Source organism: Pseudomonas sp. Leaf127 (genome assembly GCF_001423155.1).
Lineage (GTDB): Bacteria > Pseudomonadota > Gammaproteobacteria > Pseudomonadales > Pseudomonadaceae > Aquipseudomonas > Aquipseudomonas ovata.
The window spans coordinates 610,798-628,258 of record NZ_LMOA01000001.1 but is presented as its reverse complement, the minus strand read 5'-3'; the positions used below and the strand labels follow the sequence as shown (position 1 = coordinate 628,258).

At 61.4% G+C, this 17,461-nt stretch carries 13 protein-coding genes; all 13 read right to left on the bottom strand.

The features are described 5' to 3' along the window. Positions 1-87: 87 nt before the first annotated feature. The 13 genes from eno to bamA all read right to left on the bottom strand — a co-directional run bounded on the left by eno (position 88) and on the right by bamA (position 17,443). On the bottom strand, positions 88-1,380 hold the full coding sequence (eno, locus tag ASF84_RS02785; RefSeq protein WP_056834973.1) for a phosphopyruvate hydratase: 1,293 nt from the start codon (positions 1,378-1,380) through the stop codon (positions 88-90). Positions 1,381-1,486: 106 nt separating this feature from the next. Further along, entirely contained in the window at positions 1,487-2,332 is an 846-nt protein-coding gene (kdsA, locus tag ASF84_RS02780) for a 3-deoxy-8-phosphooctulonate synthase (RefSeq protein ID WP_056834971.1), read from the bottom strand. A gap of 17 nt (positions 2,333-2,349) precedes the next feature. Continuing rightward, the gene (locus ASF84_RS02775) at positions 2,350-3,981 is read right to left on the bottom strand and encodes a CTP synthase (RefSeq protein WP_056834969.1); all 1,632 of its coding nucleotides are present in this window, start codon (positions 3,979-3,981) and stop codon (positions 2,350-2,352) included. Between the two features lie 262 nt (positions 3,982-4,243). After that, positions 4,244-5,566, bottom strand: a complete 1,323-nt coding sequence (gene tilS, locus ASF84_RS02770; RefSeq protein ID WP_056834968.1) for a tRNA lysidine(34) synthetase TilS — start codon at positions 5,564-5,566, stop codon at positions 4,244-4,246. A 59-nt stretch (positions 5,567-5,625) separates the two neighbouring features. Further along, positions 5,626-6,573 carry an acetyl-CoA carboxylase carboxyl transferase subunit alpha gene (gene accA, locus ASF84_RS02765; protein WP_056834966.1) on the bottom strand — a complete coding sequence of 316 codons (948 nt, stop codon included), beginning with the start codon at positions 6,571-6,573 and terminating at the stop codon, positions 5,626-5,628. A 171-nt stretch (positions 6,574-6,744) separates the two neighbouring features. After that, positions 6,745-10,263 (bottom strand): DNA polymerase III subunit alpha, encoded by a 3,519-nt coding sequence (gene dnaE / locus ASF84_RS02760; RefSeq protein ID WP_056834965.1) that lies wholly within the window; start codon positions 10,261-10,263, stop codon positions 6,745-6,747. Between the two features lie 66 nt (positions 10,264-10,329). Further along, positions 10,330-10,971 carry a ribonuclease HII gene (gene rnhB / locus ASF84_RS02755; protein WP_056834963.1) on the bottom strand — a complete coding sequence of 214 codons (642 nt, stop codon included), beginning with the start codon at positions 10,969-10,971 and terminating at the stop codon, positions 10,330-10,332. An 11-nt stretch (positions 10,972-10,982) separates the two neighbouring features. Further along, entirely contained in the window at positions 10,983-12,122 is a 1,140-nt protein-coding gene (gene lpxB / locus ASF84_RS02750) for a lipid-A-disaccharide synthase (RefSeq protein WP_056834961.1), read from the bottom strand. A 2-nt stretch (positions 12,123-12,124) separates the two neighbouring features. Further along, positions 12,125-12,901: an acyl-ACP--UDP-N-acetylglucosamine O-acyltransferase gene (lpxA, locus tag ASF84_RS02745; RefSeq protein ID WP_056834959.1), complete on the bottom strand. Its 777-nt coding sequence runs from the start codon at positions 12,899-12,901 to the stop codon at positions 12,125-12,127. Next, a complete protein-coding gene (gene fabZ, locus ASF84_RS02740) occupies positions 12,898-13,338 on the bottom strand; it encodes a 3-hydroxyacyl-ACP dehydratase FabZ (RefSeq protein ID WP_056834957.1) in 441 nt (146 codons plus the stop codon). Before fabZ ends, lpxA begins: the two co-directional genes overlap by 4 nt. A gap of 110 nt (positions 13,339-13,448) precedes the next feature. Continuing rightward, the gene (gene lpxD / locus ASF84_RS02735) at positions 13,449-14,504 is read right to left on the bottom strand and encodes a UDP-3-O-(3-hydroxymyristoyl)glucosamine N-acyltransferase (protein ID WP_056834955.1); all 1,056 of its coding nucleotides are present in this window, start codon (positions 14,502-14,504) and stop codon (positions 13,449-13,451) included. A 3-nt stretch (positions 14,505-14,507) separates the two neighbouring features. Continuing rightward, complete coding sequence (locus ASF84_RS02730) at positions 14,508-15,011, bottom strand: OmpH family outer membrane protein (RefSeq protein WP_056834954.1); 504 nt, start codon at positions 15,009-15,011, stop codon at positions 14,508-14,510. Positions 15,012-15,058: 47 nt separating this feature from the next. After that, positions 15,059-17,443, bottom strand: coding sequence for an outer membrane protein assembly factor BamA (bamA, locus tag ASF84_RS02725; protein WP_056834952.1), 2,385 nt, complete (start codon positions 17,441-17,443; stop codon positions 15,059-15,061). Positions 17,444-17,461: the final 18 nt, after the last annotated feature.

The window sequence follows — 17,461 nt, the reverse complement described above, 5'->3', positions numbered from 1 at the left end:
GGCCTGACAAATGCCAGGCCCAATCAACGCAACATCGGCATGAGCCTGCACCTATCGTGCACGCCCTGCCGTTTTACCATCTATGGCTTAGCCGCGAAACTCTGCGCGACCGCGATAGACTGCCTTGGCACCCAATTGCTCTTCGATGCGCAGCAACTGGTTGTACTTCGAGACCCGGTCGGAACGGCACAGCGAACCGGTCTTGATCTGGCCCGCAGCGGTCCCCACGGCCAGGTCGGCGATGGTCGAATCTTCGGTTTCACCGGAGCGGTGCGAGATCACGGCCGTGTAGCCGGCGGCCTTGGCCATCTGGATCGCTTCCAGGGTTTCGGTCAGGGTGCCGATCTGGTTGAACTTGATCAGGATCGAGTTGGCGATCTTCTTGTCGATGCCCTCTTTCAGGATCTTGGTGTTGGTCACGAACAGGTCGTCGCCCACCAGTTGCACCTTGTCGCCCAGCTTGTCGGTCAGCACTTTCCAGCCCGCCCAGTCGGACTCGTCCAGGCCGTCTTCGATCGAGATGATCGGGTAACGGTTGGCCAGACCGGCCAGGTAATCGGCAAAACCGGCCGCGTCGAAGGATTTACCTTCGCCGGACAGGTTGTACTGGCCGCCTTCCTCGAAGAATTCGCTGGCCGCGCAGTCCAGGGCCAGGGTCACGTCGGTGCCCAAGGTGTAGCCGGCATTGGCGACCGCTTCGGCGATGGCGCTCAGGGCGTCTTCGTTGGAGGCCAGGTCAGGTGCGAAACCGCCTTCGTCACCCACGGCAGTGTTCAGGCCACGGGCCTTGAGCACAGCCTTGAGGTGATGAAAGATCTCGGTGCCCATGCGCAGGGCATCGGAGAAGCTCTTGGCGCCAACCGGCTGGACCATGAATTCCTGGATGTCGACGTTGTTGTCGGCATGCTCGCCACCGTTGATGATGTTCATCATCGGGACCGGCATCGAGTAGACGCCCGGGGTGCCATTAAGGTTGGCGATGTGCGCGTACAGCGGCAGGTCCTGATCCTGGGCTGCAGCCTTGGCCGCAGCCAGGGACACCGCGAGAATGGCGTTGGCGCCCAGCGAAGCCTTGTTCTCGGTGCCATCGAGTTCGATCATGGCACGGTCCAGCGCCTTCTGGTCCACCGGATCCTTGCCCAGCAGCAGGTCACGGATCGGGCCATTGATATTGGCGACGGCTTTCAGAACGCCCTTGCCCATGTAACGGCTCTTGTCGCCATCACGCAGCTCGAGCGCTTCGCGCGAGCCGGTCGAAGCACCGGAAGGCGCGCAGGCCGAACCGATGATGCCATTATCGAGAAGCACGTCTGCTTCCACAGTGGGGTTACCACGGGAGTCGAGAACTTCACGACCTTTGATGTCGACGATTTTTGCCATTGTTGTGAACACTCCAAGATTGACGTAAACGACACAGCAGGGAAAACGAGGCGCGGCCGGCCGCAAATTGGCAGGGCCGGGCGCGCACTTTACCGGAGAACCAGGCTTACGCGGTCTCTACCGGTGCAAAACTTTTCACCAGATCATCCAGGGCCTTGAGCTGGGCCAGGAACGGCTCCAGCTTGTCCAGGCGCAGGGCGCAAGGACCATCGCAGCGGGCGTTGTCAGGGTCCGGATGGGCTTCAAGGAACAGACCGGCCAGGCCCTGGGACAAACCAGCCTTGGCCAGCTCCAGCACTTGGGCGCGACGACCGCCGGCCGAATCGGCGCGACCGCCCGGCATCTGCAGGGCGTGAGTCACGTCGAAGAACACCGGGTACTGGAACTGCTTCATGATGCCGAAGCCAAGCATGTCCACCACCAGGTTGTTATAGCCGAAGCTCGAACCGCGCTCGCAGAGGATCAACTGTTCGTTGCCCGCTTCTTCGCACTTGGTCAGGATGTGCTTCATTTCCTGAGGCGCAAGGAACTGGGCTTTCTTGATGTTGATTACCGCACCGGTCCTGGCCATCGCCACCACCAGATCGGTCTGGCGCGACAGGAAGGCCGGCAACTGGATGATGTCGCACACCTCGGCTACGGGCGCTGCCTGATGCGGTTCATGCACGTCGGTGATCAGCGGCACGTTGAAGGTGCGCTTGATCTCTTCGAAGATGCGCAGGCCTTCTTCAAGGCCCGGGCCGCGATAGGAGTTGATCGACGAGCGATTGGCCTTGTCGAAGCTGGCCTTGAACACGTACGGGATGCCGAGCTTTTCGGTCACCCGCACGTAGTGCTCGCAGATCTGCATGGCCAGGTCACGGGACTCCAGCACGTTCATGCCGCCGAACAGGACCATGGGCTTGTCGTTGGCAATCTCGATAGCGCCTACGCGGATGATTTTCTGAGCCATGTGCTTGGTATCCCGAATCAGACGTTCTTCTGGTGTTGAGCCAGGGCGGCCTTGACGAAGCCACTGAACAGTGGATGTCCGTCACGCGGTGTCGAGGTGAACTCGGGGTGGAACTGGCAGGCCACGAACCATGGATGATCAGCCGCCTCGACCACTTCGACCAGCGCACCGTCACCGGAGCGACCGGAAATCTGCAGGCCGGCCTCGATCAGTTGCGGCAGCAGCTTGTTGTTGACCTCGTAGCGATGACGATGACGCTCGACAATCACATCCTTGGCATAGCAATCGTGCACCTTGGTGCCCGGCAGCAGCTGGCATTCCTGGGCACCCAGACGCATGGTGCCGCCCAGGTCGGAGCTTTCGGTACGGGTTTCGACCGCGCCGGTGGCATCTTCCCACTCGGTGATCAGGCCCACGACCGGATGCGCGACGGTGCGGTCGAACTCGGTGGAGTTGGCATCCTTCCAGCCCAGCACGTTACGGGCGAACTCGATGACCGCCACTTGCATGCCCAGGCAGATGCCCAGGTACGGCACCTTGTTTTCACGGGCGTACTGCACGGCGGTGATCTTGCCTTCGACACCGCGCAGGCCGAAGCCGCCCGGTACCAGGATCGCGTCGACACCTTCGAGCAGGCCGGTGCCCTGGTTTTCGATGTCTTCGGAATCGATGTAGCGCAGGTTGACCTTGGTGCGGTTGGTGATCCCGGCGTGGCTCATGGCTTCGATCAGCGACTTGTACGCGTCGAGCAGCTCCATGTACTTGCCGACCATGGCAATGGTCACTTCGTGTTCGGGGTTGAGCTTGGCATCGACCACCGCGTCCCACTCGGACAGGTCGGCACCGCCGCATTGCAGGCCGAAACGCTCGACGACGAAATCGTCCAGGCCCTGGGCGTGCAGGATGCCCGGGATCTTGTAGATGGTGTCGGCATCTTCCAGGCCGATCACCGCACGCTCTTCGACGTTGGTGAACTGCGCGATCTTGCGACGCGACGAAACATCGATCGCGTGATCGGAGCGGCAGATCAGCACGTCAGGCTGCAGGCCGATGGAGCGCAGCTCCTTGACCGAATGCTGGGTCGGCTTGGTCTTGGTTTCGCCTGCGGTGGCGATGTACGGGACCAGGGTCAGGTGCATCAGCATGGCGCGCTTGGCACCCACTTCGAAGCGCAACTGGCGGATCGCTTCCAGGAACGGTTGCGACTCGATGTCGCCGACCGTGCCGCCGATCTCGACCAGGGCCACGTCGGCATCGCCGGCACCCTTGATGATCCGGCGCTTGATCTCGTCGGTAATGTGCGGAATCACCTGGATGGTCGCGCCCAGGTAATCACCACGGCGCTCCTTGCGCAGTACGTGCTCGTACACCCGTCCGGTGGTGAAGTTGTTGTTCTGGGTCATGGTCGTGCGGATGAACCGCTCGTAGTGACCCAGGTCCAGGTCGGTCTCGGCGCCGTCATGCGTGACGAACACTTCACCGTGCTGGAACGGGCTCATGGTGCCCGGATCGACGTTAATGTAGGGGTCCAGCTTGAGCATGGTGACCTTAAGTCCCCTCGCCTCCAGGATGGCCGCCAATGAAGCCGAGGCAATACCTTTCCCCAATGAAGAAACAACACCGCCCGTGACGAAGATGAAGCGCGTCATGAAAAACCCTAGAAGTCTGCGTTAAAGCGGTCAGAGCCGCCGGGGAAAGCGAAGGAAGGCCGAAGCCCCCGATCACCCACAAGGTTCACAGTGCATTCCCGAAACTGCTGTATTGAAACCGACCGGCCATAAGCCTGCCCATTGCGCCACACGTTAAAGATTGCCCCGTAAACACGGGTTGGAAATCGGCAACTTGGGTCAATTGGAAACCACTGACACAAGCTGTATCAAGAAGGGAGCGTAGTCTACCGGAAAGGGCCTATCACCTCAAACTTTGGTCGCTCGTCGGTGCATGCCAGCACAGCCAGGCACCGTTTTCGCCCATTCGATCAAGCCCTGCCAGATTGGCCACGGCCAGTAAACGACCGTCCTGGAACACCAACGGCAAGCGGGCACGGACAAAACCGGGCAAGCGTGTTTCATTCAGCAGCCGCTTCAGATCGCGCTGCCCACGCCCCGGCACGCCCATGACTTCACCACCCTGGCGGTAGCGAACCTCGAACGGCCCTGGCGGCGCACCCGCGGAAAAAGACAGCGTGCCGTTGCCAGGCAGCCTCAGCGCATGCGCAGGATTCGACCAGTGCAATCCACCACACGGTGGATGCAGCCAGTCACCGGCCAGCCACCACACGTGCCCGTCCGCCCGGTGCAACTCGCCATCGGCCAGGCGCCAGAGCGGATGCGCAGCGGGTCGTGCATCGCGCAGATCCTTCCAGCCGGCCCAATGATCGGTGTCCGGCAGGCGAGTCAGCGGGGCCAGCCAATGGCGCAAGGCATTGCGCTGGCGCGCCTCGGACAGACTGGCCAACGGTGCCAGGGCCAGGGCCGGAAGATTCAGCCAGGCAAACTCGCTGTGTCGCTGCGCACGCGCCAGGTCATCGACCGCCAGCTCATCGAGCAACTGCTGCGCGTCGCCAAGGTGCGCGGCACTGCGCGCCAGGCTGGCCTGCGCCTGCGGCCAGCGTGCCTGCAACAGCGGCAGCACCTGATGGCGCAGAAAGTTGCGCGAATAATGCACATCCTGATTGCTCGGGTCTTCCACCCAGCGCAACCCATGCCGCCGTGCGTAATCTTCGAGGGCGGTGCGCGACACGTCCAATAACGGGCGCAGCAAGCGGCCCCGGCCCAACGCCCGAGAGGGCGCCATGGCCGCCAGACCGCGCACGCCGGCACCACGCAACAAACGAAACAGCAGCGTCTCGGCCTGATCGTCACGGTGCTGGGCCACCAGCAGCCATTCACCCGGGCCCAGCGCCCGGGAAAAGGCGGCATAGCGAGCCTGACGTGCCGCTTCCTCGAGACTGGCGCCGCTGCGCACCCGCACCCGCTCTATACGCAGGGGCACGCCCAGCGCCGCACAGACCTGACGGCAATGCGCAGGCCAGGCGTCAGCGGTCGCTTGCAAGCCATGGTGCACGTGAATGGCATGAATCGGCGGGAGGGGCTGGCGCCTGGAGAGCGCAATCAGCAGGTGCAGCAGAACGGTGGAATCCAGGCCACCGGAGAACGCAACGTGCAAGGCAGGCACCGCGCCTGCCCCGGACAGCGCCCGGGCAAGCGCCGTGTACAGCGCCTCATCGCTCATGACCAGGTCCTGAACAGTGCCCGGCCATGGACAAGACGCCATGGCCGGGCAAGGTCATGTCAGACGCCGTAGCTCATCAGGCGCTCATAACGGCGCGCCAGCAGGGCGGCGTTGTCGAGTTTCTTCAGCGAGGCCAGTTGGCCGAGCAGCTCTTCGCGAATCAGTGCCGCGGCTGCAGCCGGGTCGCGATGCGCACCGCCCAATGGCTCGTTGATCACCTTGTCGACGATACCCAGGCCCTTGAGGCGCTCGGCCGTGATGCCCATGGCTTCGGCGGCATCGGGTGCCTTTTCGGCGGTCTTCCACAGGATCGAGGCACAGCCCTCGGGCGAGATCACCGCATAGGTGGAATACTGGAGCATGTTCAGTTGATCGCAGACACCGATGGCCAGTGCGCCGCCGGAACCGCCCTCACCGATCACAGTGGCGATGATCGGGGTTTTCAGGCGCGCCATGACGCGCAGGTTCCAGGCAATCGCCTCGCTCTGGTTGCGCTCCTCGGCGTCGATGCCCGGGTAGGCGCCCGGGGTGTCGATGAAGGTCAGGATCGGCATCTTGAAGCGCTCGGCCATCTCCATCAGGCGGCACGCCTTGCGATAGCCTTCAGGGCGCGGCATGCCGAAATTGCGACGGACCTTTTCGCGCACTTCACGGCCTTTCTGGTGACCGATCACCATCACTGGCTGATCGTCCAGACGTGCGACACCGCCGACCAGTGCGGCGTCATCGGCAAAATGCCGGTCGCCGTGCAATTCGTCGAACTCGGTAAAGATGTGTTCGATGTAGTCCAGGGTGTAGGGACGACGCGGGTGACGCGCCATCCGGGCGATCTGCCAACTGGTCAGGTTGCCGAAAATGCTTTCGGTAAGCGTATTGCTCTTGTCCTGCAACCGGGAGATCTCGTCGCTGATGTTCAGCGAGTTGTCATTGCCTACCAGGCGCAGCTCTTCGATCTTGGCTTGCAAGTCAGCGATAGGCTGTTCGAAATCGAGAAAATTCGGGTTCATAGGCATCCGTCTTGGGTCGACGGCCAAGAGGCCGGCCGGTTGATCTGTAAAAGCGCCCCACCATACGGAAGGGGCGCATTCAGGTCGAGTTTAAAAATTCGGTACTTTAAGTGCTCCAGGCCTTTACGAAAAGTCGGCGAGCGAGCGTAGCCACTTTTTACGTAAGAGAGCCTAGCGGTACTGGAGGAAGACGTTCTGCTTTCCGAACTGGTCACGCAACGCCTGGATCAGGTTGTCCGCGGGATCGATTCGCCAGCTGTCGCCAAACTGCAGGATAGCCCTGGCGTCCATGCCAGTGTAATCGAGCGTGACCGGGCAGGCACCGCGATGGCGCTTGCACAGATCGCCCAGCCAGCGCAGCCGGTCGCCCTTGAGTGCGGCAGCATCCACCGTTACCCGCAGGCTTTCGGCAAGGCCGGTACGGGCATCCTCGATACTCATGACGCGCTTGGCACGCAAGCGCAGGCCCCCGGAAAAGTCGTCGTTGCTGACTTCACCCTCGACCACCACGATAGCATCGGTCTGCAACAGTGACTGGGCGGCATGAAACGCTTCGGCAAACAAAGAGGCTTCGATGCGCGCCGAGCGGTCGTCCAGGGTGATGAAGCCCATCTTGTCGCCCTTCTTGTTTTTCATCACCCGCAGGGCGATCACCAGCCCGGCCACCGTCTGGGTATCACGGGCCGGCTTGAGGTCGATGATGCGCTGACGGGCAAAACGCCGGATCTCACCCTCGTACTCGTCGATCGGATGACCGGTCAGGTACAGGCCCAGGGTTTCCTTCTCGCCGCGCAAGCGTTCCTTGAGGGTGATTTCCCGGGTCTGGCGATGGTTGGCATAGACGTCGGCATCTTCGGCCTCGAACAGTCCGCCAAACAGGTCGCTGTGCCCGCTGTCGCGGCTGCGGGCGGTCTGTTCGGCGGACTGGATGGCCTCTTCCAGCGCCGTCAGCAGCACTGAACGGTTGCGGTCGATATTGGCCTGGTAAGCCTTGGGTTCCAGCTCGAAATACGGCCCCAGGCGGTCCAGCGCGCCGCTGCGGATCAGGCCGTCCAGCGTGCGCTTGTTGACCCGCTTGAGGTCGACCCGCGCGCAGAAATCGAACAGGTCCTTGAAAGGCCCGGCCTGACGCGCCTCGGTAATCGCCTCTACAGGGCCTTCACCGACGCCCTTGATCGCCCCCAGGCCGTAAATGATCCGCCCGTCGTCGCTGACCGTGAACTTGAACTCGGACATGTTCACGTCCGGCGCGTCCAGGCGCAGCTTCATGCTGCGCACTTCCTCGATCAGGGTCACGACCTTGTCGGTGTTGTGCATGTCCGCCGACAACACCGCAGCCATGAACGGCGCCGGGTAGTGCATCTTCAGCCAGGCTGTCTGGTAGGACACCAGGCCGTAGGCGGCCGAGTGGGATTTGTTGAAGCCGTAGCCGGCGAACTTTTCCACCAGGTCGAAAATGTTACCGGCCAGGTCCGGCTCGATGTTGTTGTTCTTGCAGCCTTCGATGAAACCACCGCGCTGCTTGGCCATTTCTTCGGGTTTTTTCTTGCCCATGGCCCGGCGCAGCATGTCGGCCCCGCCCAGGGTATAGCCGGCCATGACCTGGGCAATCTGCATCACCTGTTCCTGATACAGGATGATGCCGTAGGTCGGTGCCAGCACCGGTTTGAGACCTTCGTACTGGTAATCCGGGTGCGGGTAGGCCAGTTCGGCACGACCGTGCTTGCGGTTGATGAAGTCGTCGACCATGCCCGACTGCAAAGGGCCTGGACGAAACAGCGCCACCAGTGCGATCAGGTCTTCCAGGCAGTCGGGCTTGAGCTTCTTGATCAGCTCTTTCATGCCGCGCGATTCAAGCTGGAACACCGCCGTGGTCTCGGCGCGCTGCAGCAGCTCGTAGGTCGGCTTGTCGTCCAGCGGAATGAAGGCGATGTCCAGCGGCGCCTTGTCTTCCTTGGCCCGCTCGCGGTTGATGGTCTCCAGCGCCCAGTCGATGATGGTCAGGGTGCGCAGGCCGAGGAAGTCGAACTTCACCAGGCCCGCCGCCTCGACATCGTCCTTGTCGAACTGGGTCACCAGGCCGTCGCCGGCCTCATCGCAATAGATAGGGGAAAAGTCGGTGAGCTTGGTCGGTGCGATGACCACGCCACCGGCGTGCTTGCCAACGTTACGCACCACGCCCTCGAGCTTGAGGGCCATTTCCCAGATTTCGGCAGCCTCTTCATCGTTCTTGAGAAAGTCGCGCAGGATCTCTTCCTGCTCATAGGCCTTCGCCAGGGTCATGCCCACTTCGAAGGGGATCATCTTCGACAGGCGATCGGCCAGGCCGTAGGACTTGCCCTGCACCCGCGCCACGTCGCGCACCACCGCCTTGGCCGCCATGGAACCGAAGGTGATGATCTGGCTGACCGCGTTGCGCCCGTATTTTTCCGCCACGTACTCGATGACCCGGTCACGACCGTCCATGCAGAAGTCGACGTCGAAGTCGGGCATCGATACCCGCTCGGGATTGAGGAAGCGTTCGAACAGCAGGTCGTATTCCAGCGGGTCCAGGTCGGTGATCTTCTGCACATAGGCTACCAGCGATCCGGCACCCGAGCCCCGGCCCGGCCCCACCGGCACGCCGTTGCTCTTGGCCCACTGGATAAAGTCCATCACGATCAGGAAGTAACCCGGGAAGCCCATCTGGATGATGATATCCAGCTCGAAATTCAGCCGGTCGACGTATACCTGGCGGCGTTCTTCATAGTTTTCCGAGCTTTTGGGCAGCAGCACCGCAAGACGCTCTTCAAGCCCGTCGAAGGACACCTTGCGGAAATACTCGTCAATGGTCATGCCATCGGGAATCGGGAAGTTGGGCAGAAAGTGCGTGCCCAGCTTGACGTCGATGTTGCAGCGCTTGGCGATCTCGACGGTGTTCTCCAGCGCCTCGGGCAGGTCGCTGAACAGCTCGGCCATTTCTGCCGGGCTCTTGAGGTACTGCTGGTCACTGTAGTTGCGCGAACGGCGCGGATCGTCCAGTGCCCGGCCTTCACCGATACACACCCGGGTTTCGTGGGCGGCAAAATCCTCTTCGTGGATAAAGCGCACATCGTTGGTGGCCACCAGCGGCGCACCGTGGCGATCGGCCAGAGCTACAGCCGCATGCACATGCTCTTCATCATTGACCCGGTTGGTGCGCTGCAGCTCGATGTAGAAGCGGTCGGGAAACACCGCCATCCATTCACGCAGCAACTGGCCGGCTTCATCGACATTGCCGCCGAGCAGGGCCACGCCGATCTCACCCTCCTTGGCCGCCGATAATGCAATCAGGCCTTCACTGGCCTGGGCCACCCACTCGCGCTGGATCACGACAAAGCCATTGCGCTGGCCTTCAGTGAAGCCGCGGGAGATCAGTTCGGTCAGGTTGCGATAGCCTTGCGGGTTCATGACCAGCAGGCTGAGGCGGCTCAGCGGCGCGTCGGCATTCTTGCCGGCCAGCCACAGGTCGGCACCGCAGATCGGCTTGATGCCCGCACCTTGAGCCGCCTTGTAGAACTTGACCAGCGAACACATGTTGCCCTGGTCGGTGACCGCCACGGCAGGCATGTTCATGGCTGTCAGCGCCTTGACCAGTGGCTTGACCCGGACCAGCCCGTCGACCAGGGAGTACTCGGTGTGCAGGCGCAGATGAACGAAAGAAGCCGACATGAAGATCCTATAACGCTGGAACACGAAAAACGAAGAGCGTGATTGTACCCAGCCAGACCTGAAACGTCAGTCCTGAAGCAGACGGCCCGACACGGCCTGGGCGATCACTGCACGTGCCTCCCAGGCCGCACGCACCGGGGCAAAGGAGCGCCGGTGGATCGGCGTGGGACCAAGACGTGCCAAGGCTTCCAGATGAACGGGCGTCGGATAGCCCTTGTGTCCACCCATGCCATAGCCTGGATAGATCAGCTCGAACGCCGCCATTTCCCGGTCACGGCTGACCTTGGCCAGAATGGAGGCGGCGGCAATGGCCGGCACCTTGGCATCGCCTTGCACCACGGGTGCCGAGGGCACTGCCAGTTTGGGGCAGCGATTGCCATCGATCAGGGCCAGCCTGGGCGTAATGCTCAAGCCTTCGACCGCCCGCTGCATGGCCAGCATGGTGGCATGCAGGATGTTCAGATGATCGATCTCGTCGACCTCGGCGCGGGCAATGCACCAGCACAGGGCTTTTTCACGAATTTCATCGAACAGCTTTTCGCGCCGCGCCTCGGTCAGTTTCTTGGAGTCGTTCAGGCCAAGAATCGGCCGGGCCGGGTCGAGAATGACCGCAGCAGTCACCACCGGACCGCACAACGGGCCACGCCCGACCTCATCGACACCGGCCACCAGTTCTTCGACAAGGGTGAAATCCAGGCCCATTTGCATTGTTTTTACGCTCACAGTGAAGAAGGACGGCCGATCAGGGCCAGCACGGCATCAGCGGCCTGGTTGGAGGCATCGCGACGCAGCGTGCGGTGAATCGCATCGAACCCTTCGGTCTGCGCCTGGCCGCTATCGATCAGCGGCCCGATTTCGGCAGCCAGCGATTCGGGTGTCGCTGCCTCCTGAAGCAATTCGGGCACCAGGGCGCGACCGGCCAGCAAGTTGGGCAACGACACATAAGGGCTCTTGACCAGCCGTCTGAGAATCCAGAAGGTCAACGGTGCCATGCGGTAAGCCACCACCATCGGGCGCTTGTACAACAGCGCCTCCAGTGTAGCCGTCCCGGAAGCGATCAATACCGCATTACAGGCCGCCAGTGCCAGGTGCGAGCCACCGTCGAGCAACGTCACCGGCAGGTCGCGGCCTTGCAGCAGTTGTTCGATCTGCACCCGCCGTTGCGGGCTGGCGCAAGGCAACACGAAGCGCAATCCAGGCCGTTCGGCCAGCAGGCGCTGGGCAGCATCGAAAAACAGCGCCCCCAGGCGTCCGACTTCGCCCCCGCGGCTACCGGGCATCAAGGCGACCAACGGCCCCTCGCCCAGGCCCAGTTCGGCACGAGCGGCTGCACGGTCGGATGTCAGTGCAATGGTATCGGCCAACGGATGACCGACGAAGCGCACCGGAACGCCCTTCTCTTCATAGAAGCGCGCCTCGAAGGGCAGCAGGGTCAGCATCAGGTCGCAGCCTTCGCGAATTTTCAATACCCGCTTCTGCCGCCAGGCCCAGACCGACGGGCTGACGTAGTGCACGGTCTTGATCCCGGCACGGCGCAGCTGCAGCTCGATATTGAGGGTAAAGTCCGGCGCATCGATGCCAATGAACACATCCGGGCGCTCGGCAATCAGGGCCGCAATCAATTCCTTGCGCCGCCCCAGCAATTCACGCAGGCGGCCCAGTACTTCGACCAGGCCCATGACCGACAGGCGCTCCATGGGGAAGTACGAGACCATGCCTTCGGCCTCCATGAGCGGGCCGCCGACACCAATGAACGTGGCATCCGGATGACGTGCCTTGATGGCGCGCATCAGGCCGGCGCCGAGAATATCGCCGGACGCTTCGCCGGCCACCAGAGCGATACGCAATGAACCGCCCATGATCAGCGGGTAATGCCGCGGGTCGAAGACTGGATCGACTGAAGGAAAACGGCCACTTCAGGAAAGGCGCAAGCCGGCTCGGCCAGCTCGACAATGGCCTGATCAACGGTCAGTCCCTGGCGATAGACCGTCTTGTAGGCCCTGCGCAGGGCCTGAATCGCCTTTTCGGAAAAGCCGCGACGGCGCATGCCTTCAAAATTCATGCTGCGTGCCTCGGCAGGGTTGCCGAATACGGTAACGAAGGCCGGTACGTCCTTGCCGATCGCCGTGCCCATGCCGGAAAAGCTGTGGGCGCCGATATGGCAGTGCTGGTGCACAAGGGTGTAGCCGGACAGGATTGCCCAGTCATCGACATGCACATGACCGGCCAGTGCGGTGTTGTTGACCAGGATGCAGTGATTGCCGATCACGCTGTCATGACCGATATGGGCATAGGCCATGATCAGATTGTGATCGCCCAGCGTGGTTTCGGCGCGGTCCTGGACGGTGCCACGGTGGATGGTCACCCCTTCGCGAATCACATTGTGATCACCGATCACCAGGCGTGTTTCTTCACCCTTGTACTTGAGGTCAGGGGTGTCTTCACCCACCGAGGAAAACTGGTAGATACGGTTATGACGACCGATGGACGTCGGCCCGCGCACGATCACATGGGGGCCTATCACTGTACCCTCGCCAATTTCCACACCGGCTCCGATGATCGACCAGGGGCCGACCTCAACGCTGTCGGCCAGGACGGCCGTCGGATCGATGATTGCGCGAGGGTCAATCAAACTCATAGCTTGCGTTCCGCACAGATGATTTCAGCGGAACAAACCGACTTGCCGTCAACCGACGCCTTGCACTCGAACTTCCAGATCTGGCGCTTGCAGCTGACGAACCGGGCTTCAAGCAGCAACTGGTCGCCCGGCACCACGGGCTGACGAAAACGCAGTTTGTCCGAACCGACGAAGTAATAGAGAGTGCCATCGGCAGGCTTGGCGTCAAGCATTTTGAAACCCAGGATCCCGGCGGCCTGGGCCATCGCTTCGATGATCAGAACGCCTGGCATGATCGGATGCTGGGGAAAATGGCCATTGAAGAACGGTTCGTTGACGCTGACATTCTTGTAGGCACGAATTGTCTTGCCCTCGATATCCAGCTCTACGACACGATCCACCAACAGGAAAGGGTAACGATGAGGCAAGTATTCGCGTATTTCGTTGATGTCCATCATTTCGAGGGAAAGCCTGTAGTAAAGAGTGAGAGTGCGCAACGACTGCGCGCACTCTTCTGCAAATCGGGCAGGCGGCCTGGCGACCCTACCGACCCGATATGAAAGAGATTTCAGCCATCAGATGAATCATTGGGAGCGCGGGTCACGGTCTCGACGACTTTTTCCAGCTTTTGCAGCCGTCGGGCCATGTCATCGATCTTGCGCAACCGTGCAGCGCTCTTGCGCCATTCGGCGGCAGGCTGCATGGCCGTGCCGGACGAATAGGAACCCGGCTCGGTGATCGAATGGGTCACCATGGTCATGCCGGTGATGAACACCCCGTCGCAGATATCGATATGCCCCACCAGCCCGACGCCGCCGGCCAGCATGCAGTGCTTGCCGATTCGGGCACTGCCGGAAATGCCGACACAGGCGGCCATGGCCGTGTGGTCGCCGATCTGCACGTTGTGTGCAATCTGGATCTGGTTGTCCAGTTTCACACCGTTGCCGATCCGGGTATCCGCCAGTGCTCCGCGGTCGATGGCCGTGTTGACACCGATTTCTACATCATCACCGATGATCACACCGCCAATCTGGGCGATTTTCTGCCAGACGCCTTTTTCATTGGCGAAACCGAACCCTTCGCCCCCCAGCACGGCACCCGACTGGATCACGACCCGCTGACCGATGCGCACATCGTGGTACAGCGTGACACGCGAGGCCAGCCAGCCGCCCTCACCGATTTCGCTGCGGGCACCAATGAAGCAATGCGCGCCTACGGTGACGCCGGCCGCGATGCGCGCACCGCTTTCGATCACCGCATAAGGACCTACGCTTGCGCTCGGGTCGACATGGGCATCGTCGGCCACGATAGCGGTCGGATGAATGCCGGTTGCCGCCTTGGGCTTGGGGTCGAACAGATGCGACACCCGCGCATAGGCCAGATAGGGATCGGGCACCAGAAGCGCATCGCCGTCATAGCTGTCGATGTCGACCGGCTTGAGCAGGACGGCAGCCGCATGGGTTTCGGCGAGAAATTTTCGATACTGCGGATTGGCCAGAAAACTGACCTGGCCGGGCCCCGCCTCTTGCAAGGTGGCCAGCCCGGTAATGTCCTTGTCCTTGTCGCCACGCAGGGTGGCGCCCAGGAACTCGGCCAACTGGCCGAGCTTGATGGGTGCGCTCATGATTTACTTCAGCTGGTTCATGCGCTCGATGACCTGGCGAGTGACGTCATACTGAGGCTTGACGTCGATCACTGCGCCACGCTCGAACACCAGGTCGTAGGCACCACGCTTGATGACTTCTTCAACGGCCTGGTCCAGCTTCGGCTTGAGTTGCTTGAGCATTTCGCGGTCAGCCGTGGCCTTGGCTTCGTTCAATTCCTTGGACTGGAACTGGTAGTCACGGGCCTTCTGCTTGAATTCCAGCTCAAGACGCTCGCGCTCTGGCTGGGCCATCTTATCGCCACCACTGACCAGACGGTCCTGGATGCCCTTGGCGCTGGTTTCCAGGCTCTTGAGCTTGGTGACTTGCGGGCCGAATTTTTTCTCGGCATCCACGGCATAACGCTTGGCAGCGTCGGATTCCAGCAGAGCCATCTGATAGTTCAGCACGGCGATTTTCAGGTCGGCGAAGGCCGGGGTTGCGACCAGAACAGTGGCCAGCAGTACCAATTGGGTCAACTTACGCACAAATACACTCCTACAGAATTCGTTGGTCGTTGCTTGGAGTCAGACCCTTAGAAGGTCTGGCCCAGGGAGAACTGGAACACTTGGGTTTCCGAGTCGTCATCCGGTTTCTTGATCGGCATGGCCAGCGCGAAGCTCAACGGGCCCAGAGCAGTGATCCAGGTGACGCCGACACCGACAGAACTGGCCATGCCGGAGAAGTCGACACCATTACATTCGACCTTCTGACCGTTCTTGGTTCTGCTGCTGTCGCAATTAGTGTCGAAAACGTTACCCACATCCCAGAATACGGAGGTGCGCAGGGAACGCTGGTCCTTGATGAACGGCAGCGGGAACATCAGTTCTACACCGCCTTGCACCAGGGCGTTGCCACCAAACGGCAGCGGATCCTGATCCGGGTCGGCAATAGTACCTGGTCGACCACCGTCAGCTTCACCCCTGCTAGGCGTACTGCGCGGGCCCAGCGTGCTGTCCTTGAAGCCACGTACCGAGTTGAAGCCACCGGCATAGTAGTTCTCGTAGAACGGCAGGCCACTGGTCGAACCGTAGCCGTCGCCAAAGCCCAGCTCGGTGTGCAGGCGCAAGGTGTAGGTGTCATTGATCGGATAGAAGTACTGCCCGCGGTAGTCAACCTTGAAGAACGACAGGTCGCTGCCCGGCAGGGTCGCTTCGGCCACCAGGCTTTGCGAGTGACCACGGGTCGCCAGCACACCTTTGTTCAGGGTCGACTCGGACCAGCCGATCGAGCCCTTGAAGTTCAGGAAGTTGTCGCCTTCCTTGTCGATGAAATCGAAGATCTCCTCGACGGTGTAGGTACCGGTCTTGATCTTGTCCTGCTGCACGTTCAGACCGTAGGTCAGGCGCGCCGTCTCGCTGATCGGGTAGCCCAGGCTGATGCCTGCGCCCATGCTGTCCACGGCGTAGCTGGCCACGTCGACGTCAAGGTCGTCGTAGTCGGTGGTGCGGTAGAACGCGTTGTAGCCCAGGCTGACGCCGTCCGGCGTGTAGTACGGGTCGACATAGCTGAAGTTGTAGCGGGTCTGGTATTCGCTGCGGGTCAGGCCGATGCTGACCTTGTTACCTGTACCCAGGAAGTTGTTCTGGCTGATCGAACCACCCAGGATCAGGCCGGCGCTCTGGGCGAAACCGACACTGGCGGTGATCGAACCCGAAGCCTGCTCTTCCACGGCATAGTTGACGTCGACCTGGTCGTCGGTACCCGGCACGGCCGGCGTTTCGACGTTGACTTCCTTGAAGAAGCCCAGGCGATCGAGGCGCACCTTCGACTGGTCGATCAGGTAGGTCGAAGCCCAGCCGCCTTCCATCTGGCGCATTTCGCGGCGCAGCACTTCGTCGGCCGACTTGGTGTTGCCACGGAAATTGATGCGGTTGACGTAGGCACGCTTGCCCGGATCGACCACGAAGGTGATGTCGACGGTACGGTCTTCATTGTTCGGGGTCGGCACGCCATTGACGTTGGCGAAGGTATAGCCTTCGTTGCCCAGGCGGCGGGTGATCAGTTCGGACGTGGTGGTCATGACCTTGCGCGAGAATACCTGGCCGGGCTGTACCAGCAACAGGGAATCGACCTGGTCTTCAGGCACCTTCAGGTCGCCACTGAGCTTGACCGACTTGACGCTGTATTTCTCGCCCTCGTTGACGTTGACCGTGATGTACACGCTCTTCTTGTCAGGGGTGATCGACACCTGGGTGGAGGCGATGTCCATGTTGATGTAGCCGCGGTCCAGGTAGAAGGAGCGCAGGCGTTCCAGGTCGCCGGAGAGTTTTTCCCGGGCGTACTTGTCATCGTTCTTGAAGAACGACAGCCAGTTGGTGGTCTTGAGCTCGAACAGGTCAACCAGTTCCTGCTCGGGGAAGACAGTGTTGCCCACCACGTTGATGTGCTGGATGGCGGCCACGGTGCCTTCGTTGATGTCGATCTTCAGGCCGACACGGTTGCGTGGCTGGGGAACGACTTCGGCCTTGACCTCGGCCGAGTAGCGGCCCTGAGCCACGTACTGGCGCTGCAGCTCGTTGCGCACGCCTTCGAGGGTCGCACGCTGGAAGATCTCGCCTTCGGCCAGACCGGACTGTTTCAGCCCCTTCATCAGGTCTTCGGTGGAGATCGCCTTGTTGCCTTCGATCTCGATGCTCGCGACCGACGGGCGCTCGACGACAGTGATGACCAGAACGTTACCTTCACGCCCCAGCTGGATGTCCTGGAAGAACCCGGTTTTGAACAGCGCACGAGTGGCTTCGACCAGACGGCCATCGTCCGCATTCTCGCCCACGTTAAGCGGCAAGGCGCCAAAGACGCTGCCGGCGGAAACCCGCTGCAGGCCATTGACACGGATATCGGAGATGGTGAAGGACTCGGCGTGAACTTCAGCGATCATCAGTGCGGCAAGAGCCGCAGTTAGCAGCAGACGTTTCATGAAGTCCTTTATTCCAAC

What these genes read in the sequence shown, in the direction of transcription:
- lpxB (WP_056834961.1), bottom strand. Translation starts at nt 12,122, where the DNA reads ATGGGCGGTTCATTGCGTATCGCTCTGGTGGCCGGCGAAGCGTCCGGC.
- tilS (WP_056834968.1), bottom strand. Translation starts at nt 5,566, where the DNA reads ATGAGCGATGAGGCGCTGTACACGGCGCTTGCCCGGGCGCTGTCCGGG.
- fabZ (WP_056834957.1), bottom strand. Translation starts at nt 13,338, where the DNA reads ATGATGGACATCAACGAAATACGCGAATACTTGCCTCATCGTTACCCT.
- rnhB (WP_056834963.1), bottom strand. Translation starts at nt 10,971, where the DNA reads ATGCAAATGGGCCTGGATTTCACCCTTGTCGAAGAACTGGTGGCCGGT.
- lpxD (WP_056834955.1), bottom strand. Translation starts at nt 14,504, where the DNA reads ATGAGCGCACCCATCAAGCTCGGCCAGTTGGCCGAGTTCCTGGGCGCC.
- bamA (WP_056834952.1), bottom strand. Translation starts at nt 17,443, where the DNA reads ATGAAACGTCTGCTGCTAACTGCGGCTCTTGCCGCACTGATGATCGCT.
- dnaE (WP_056834965.1), bottom strand. Translation starts at nt 10,263, where the DNA reads ATGTCGGCTTCTTTCGTTCATCTGCGCCTGCACACCGAGTACTCCCTG.
- kdsA (WP_056834971.1), bottom strand. Translation starts at nt 2,332, where the DNA reads ATGGCTCAGAAAATCATCCGCGTAGGCGCTATCGAGATTGCCAACGAC.
- accA (WP_056834966.1), bottom strand. Translation starts at nt 6,573, where the DNA reads ATGAACCCGAATTTTCTCGATTTCGAACAGCCTATCGCTGACTTGCAA.
- eno (WP_056834973.1), bottom strand. Translation starts at nt 1,380, where the DNA reads ATGGCAAAAATCGTCGACATCAAAGGTCGTGAAGTTCTCGACTCCCGT.
- lpxA (WP_056834959.1), bottom strand. Translation starts at nt 12,901, where the DNA reads ATGAGTTTGATTGACCCTCGCGCAATCATCGATCCGACGGCCGTCCTG.
- ASF84_RS02775 (WP_056834969.1), bottom strand. Translation starts at nt 3,981, where the DNA reads ATGACGCGCTTCATCTTCGTCACGGGCGGTGTTGTTTCTTCATTGGGG.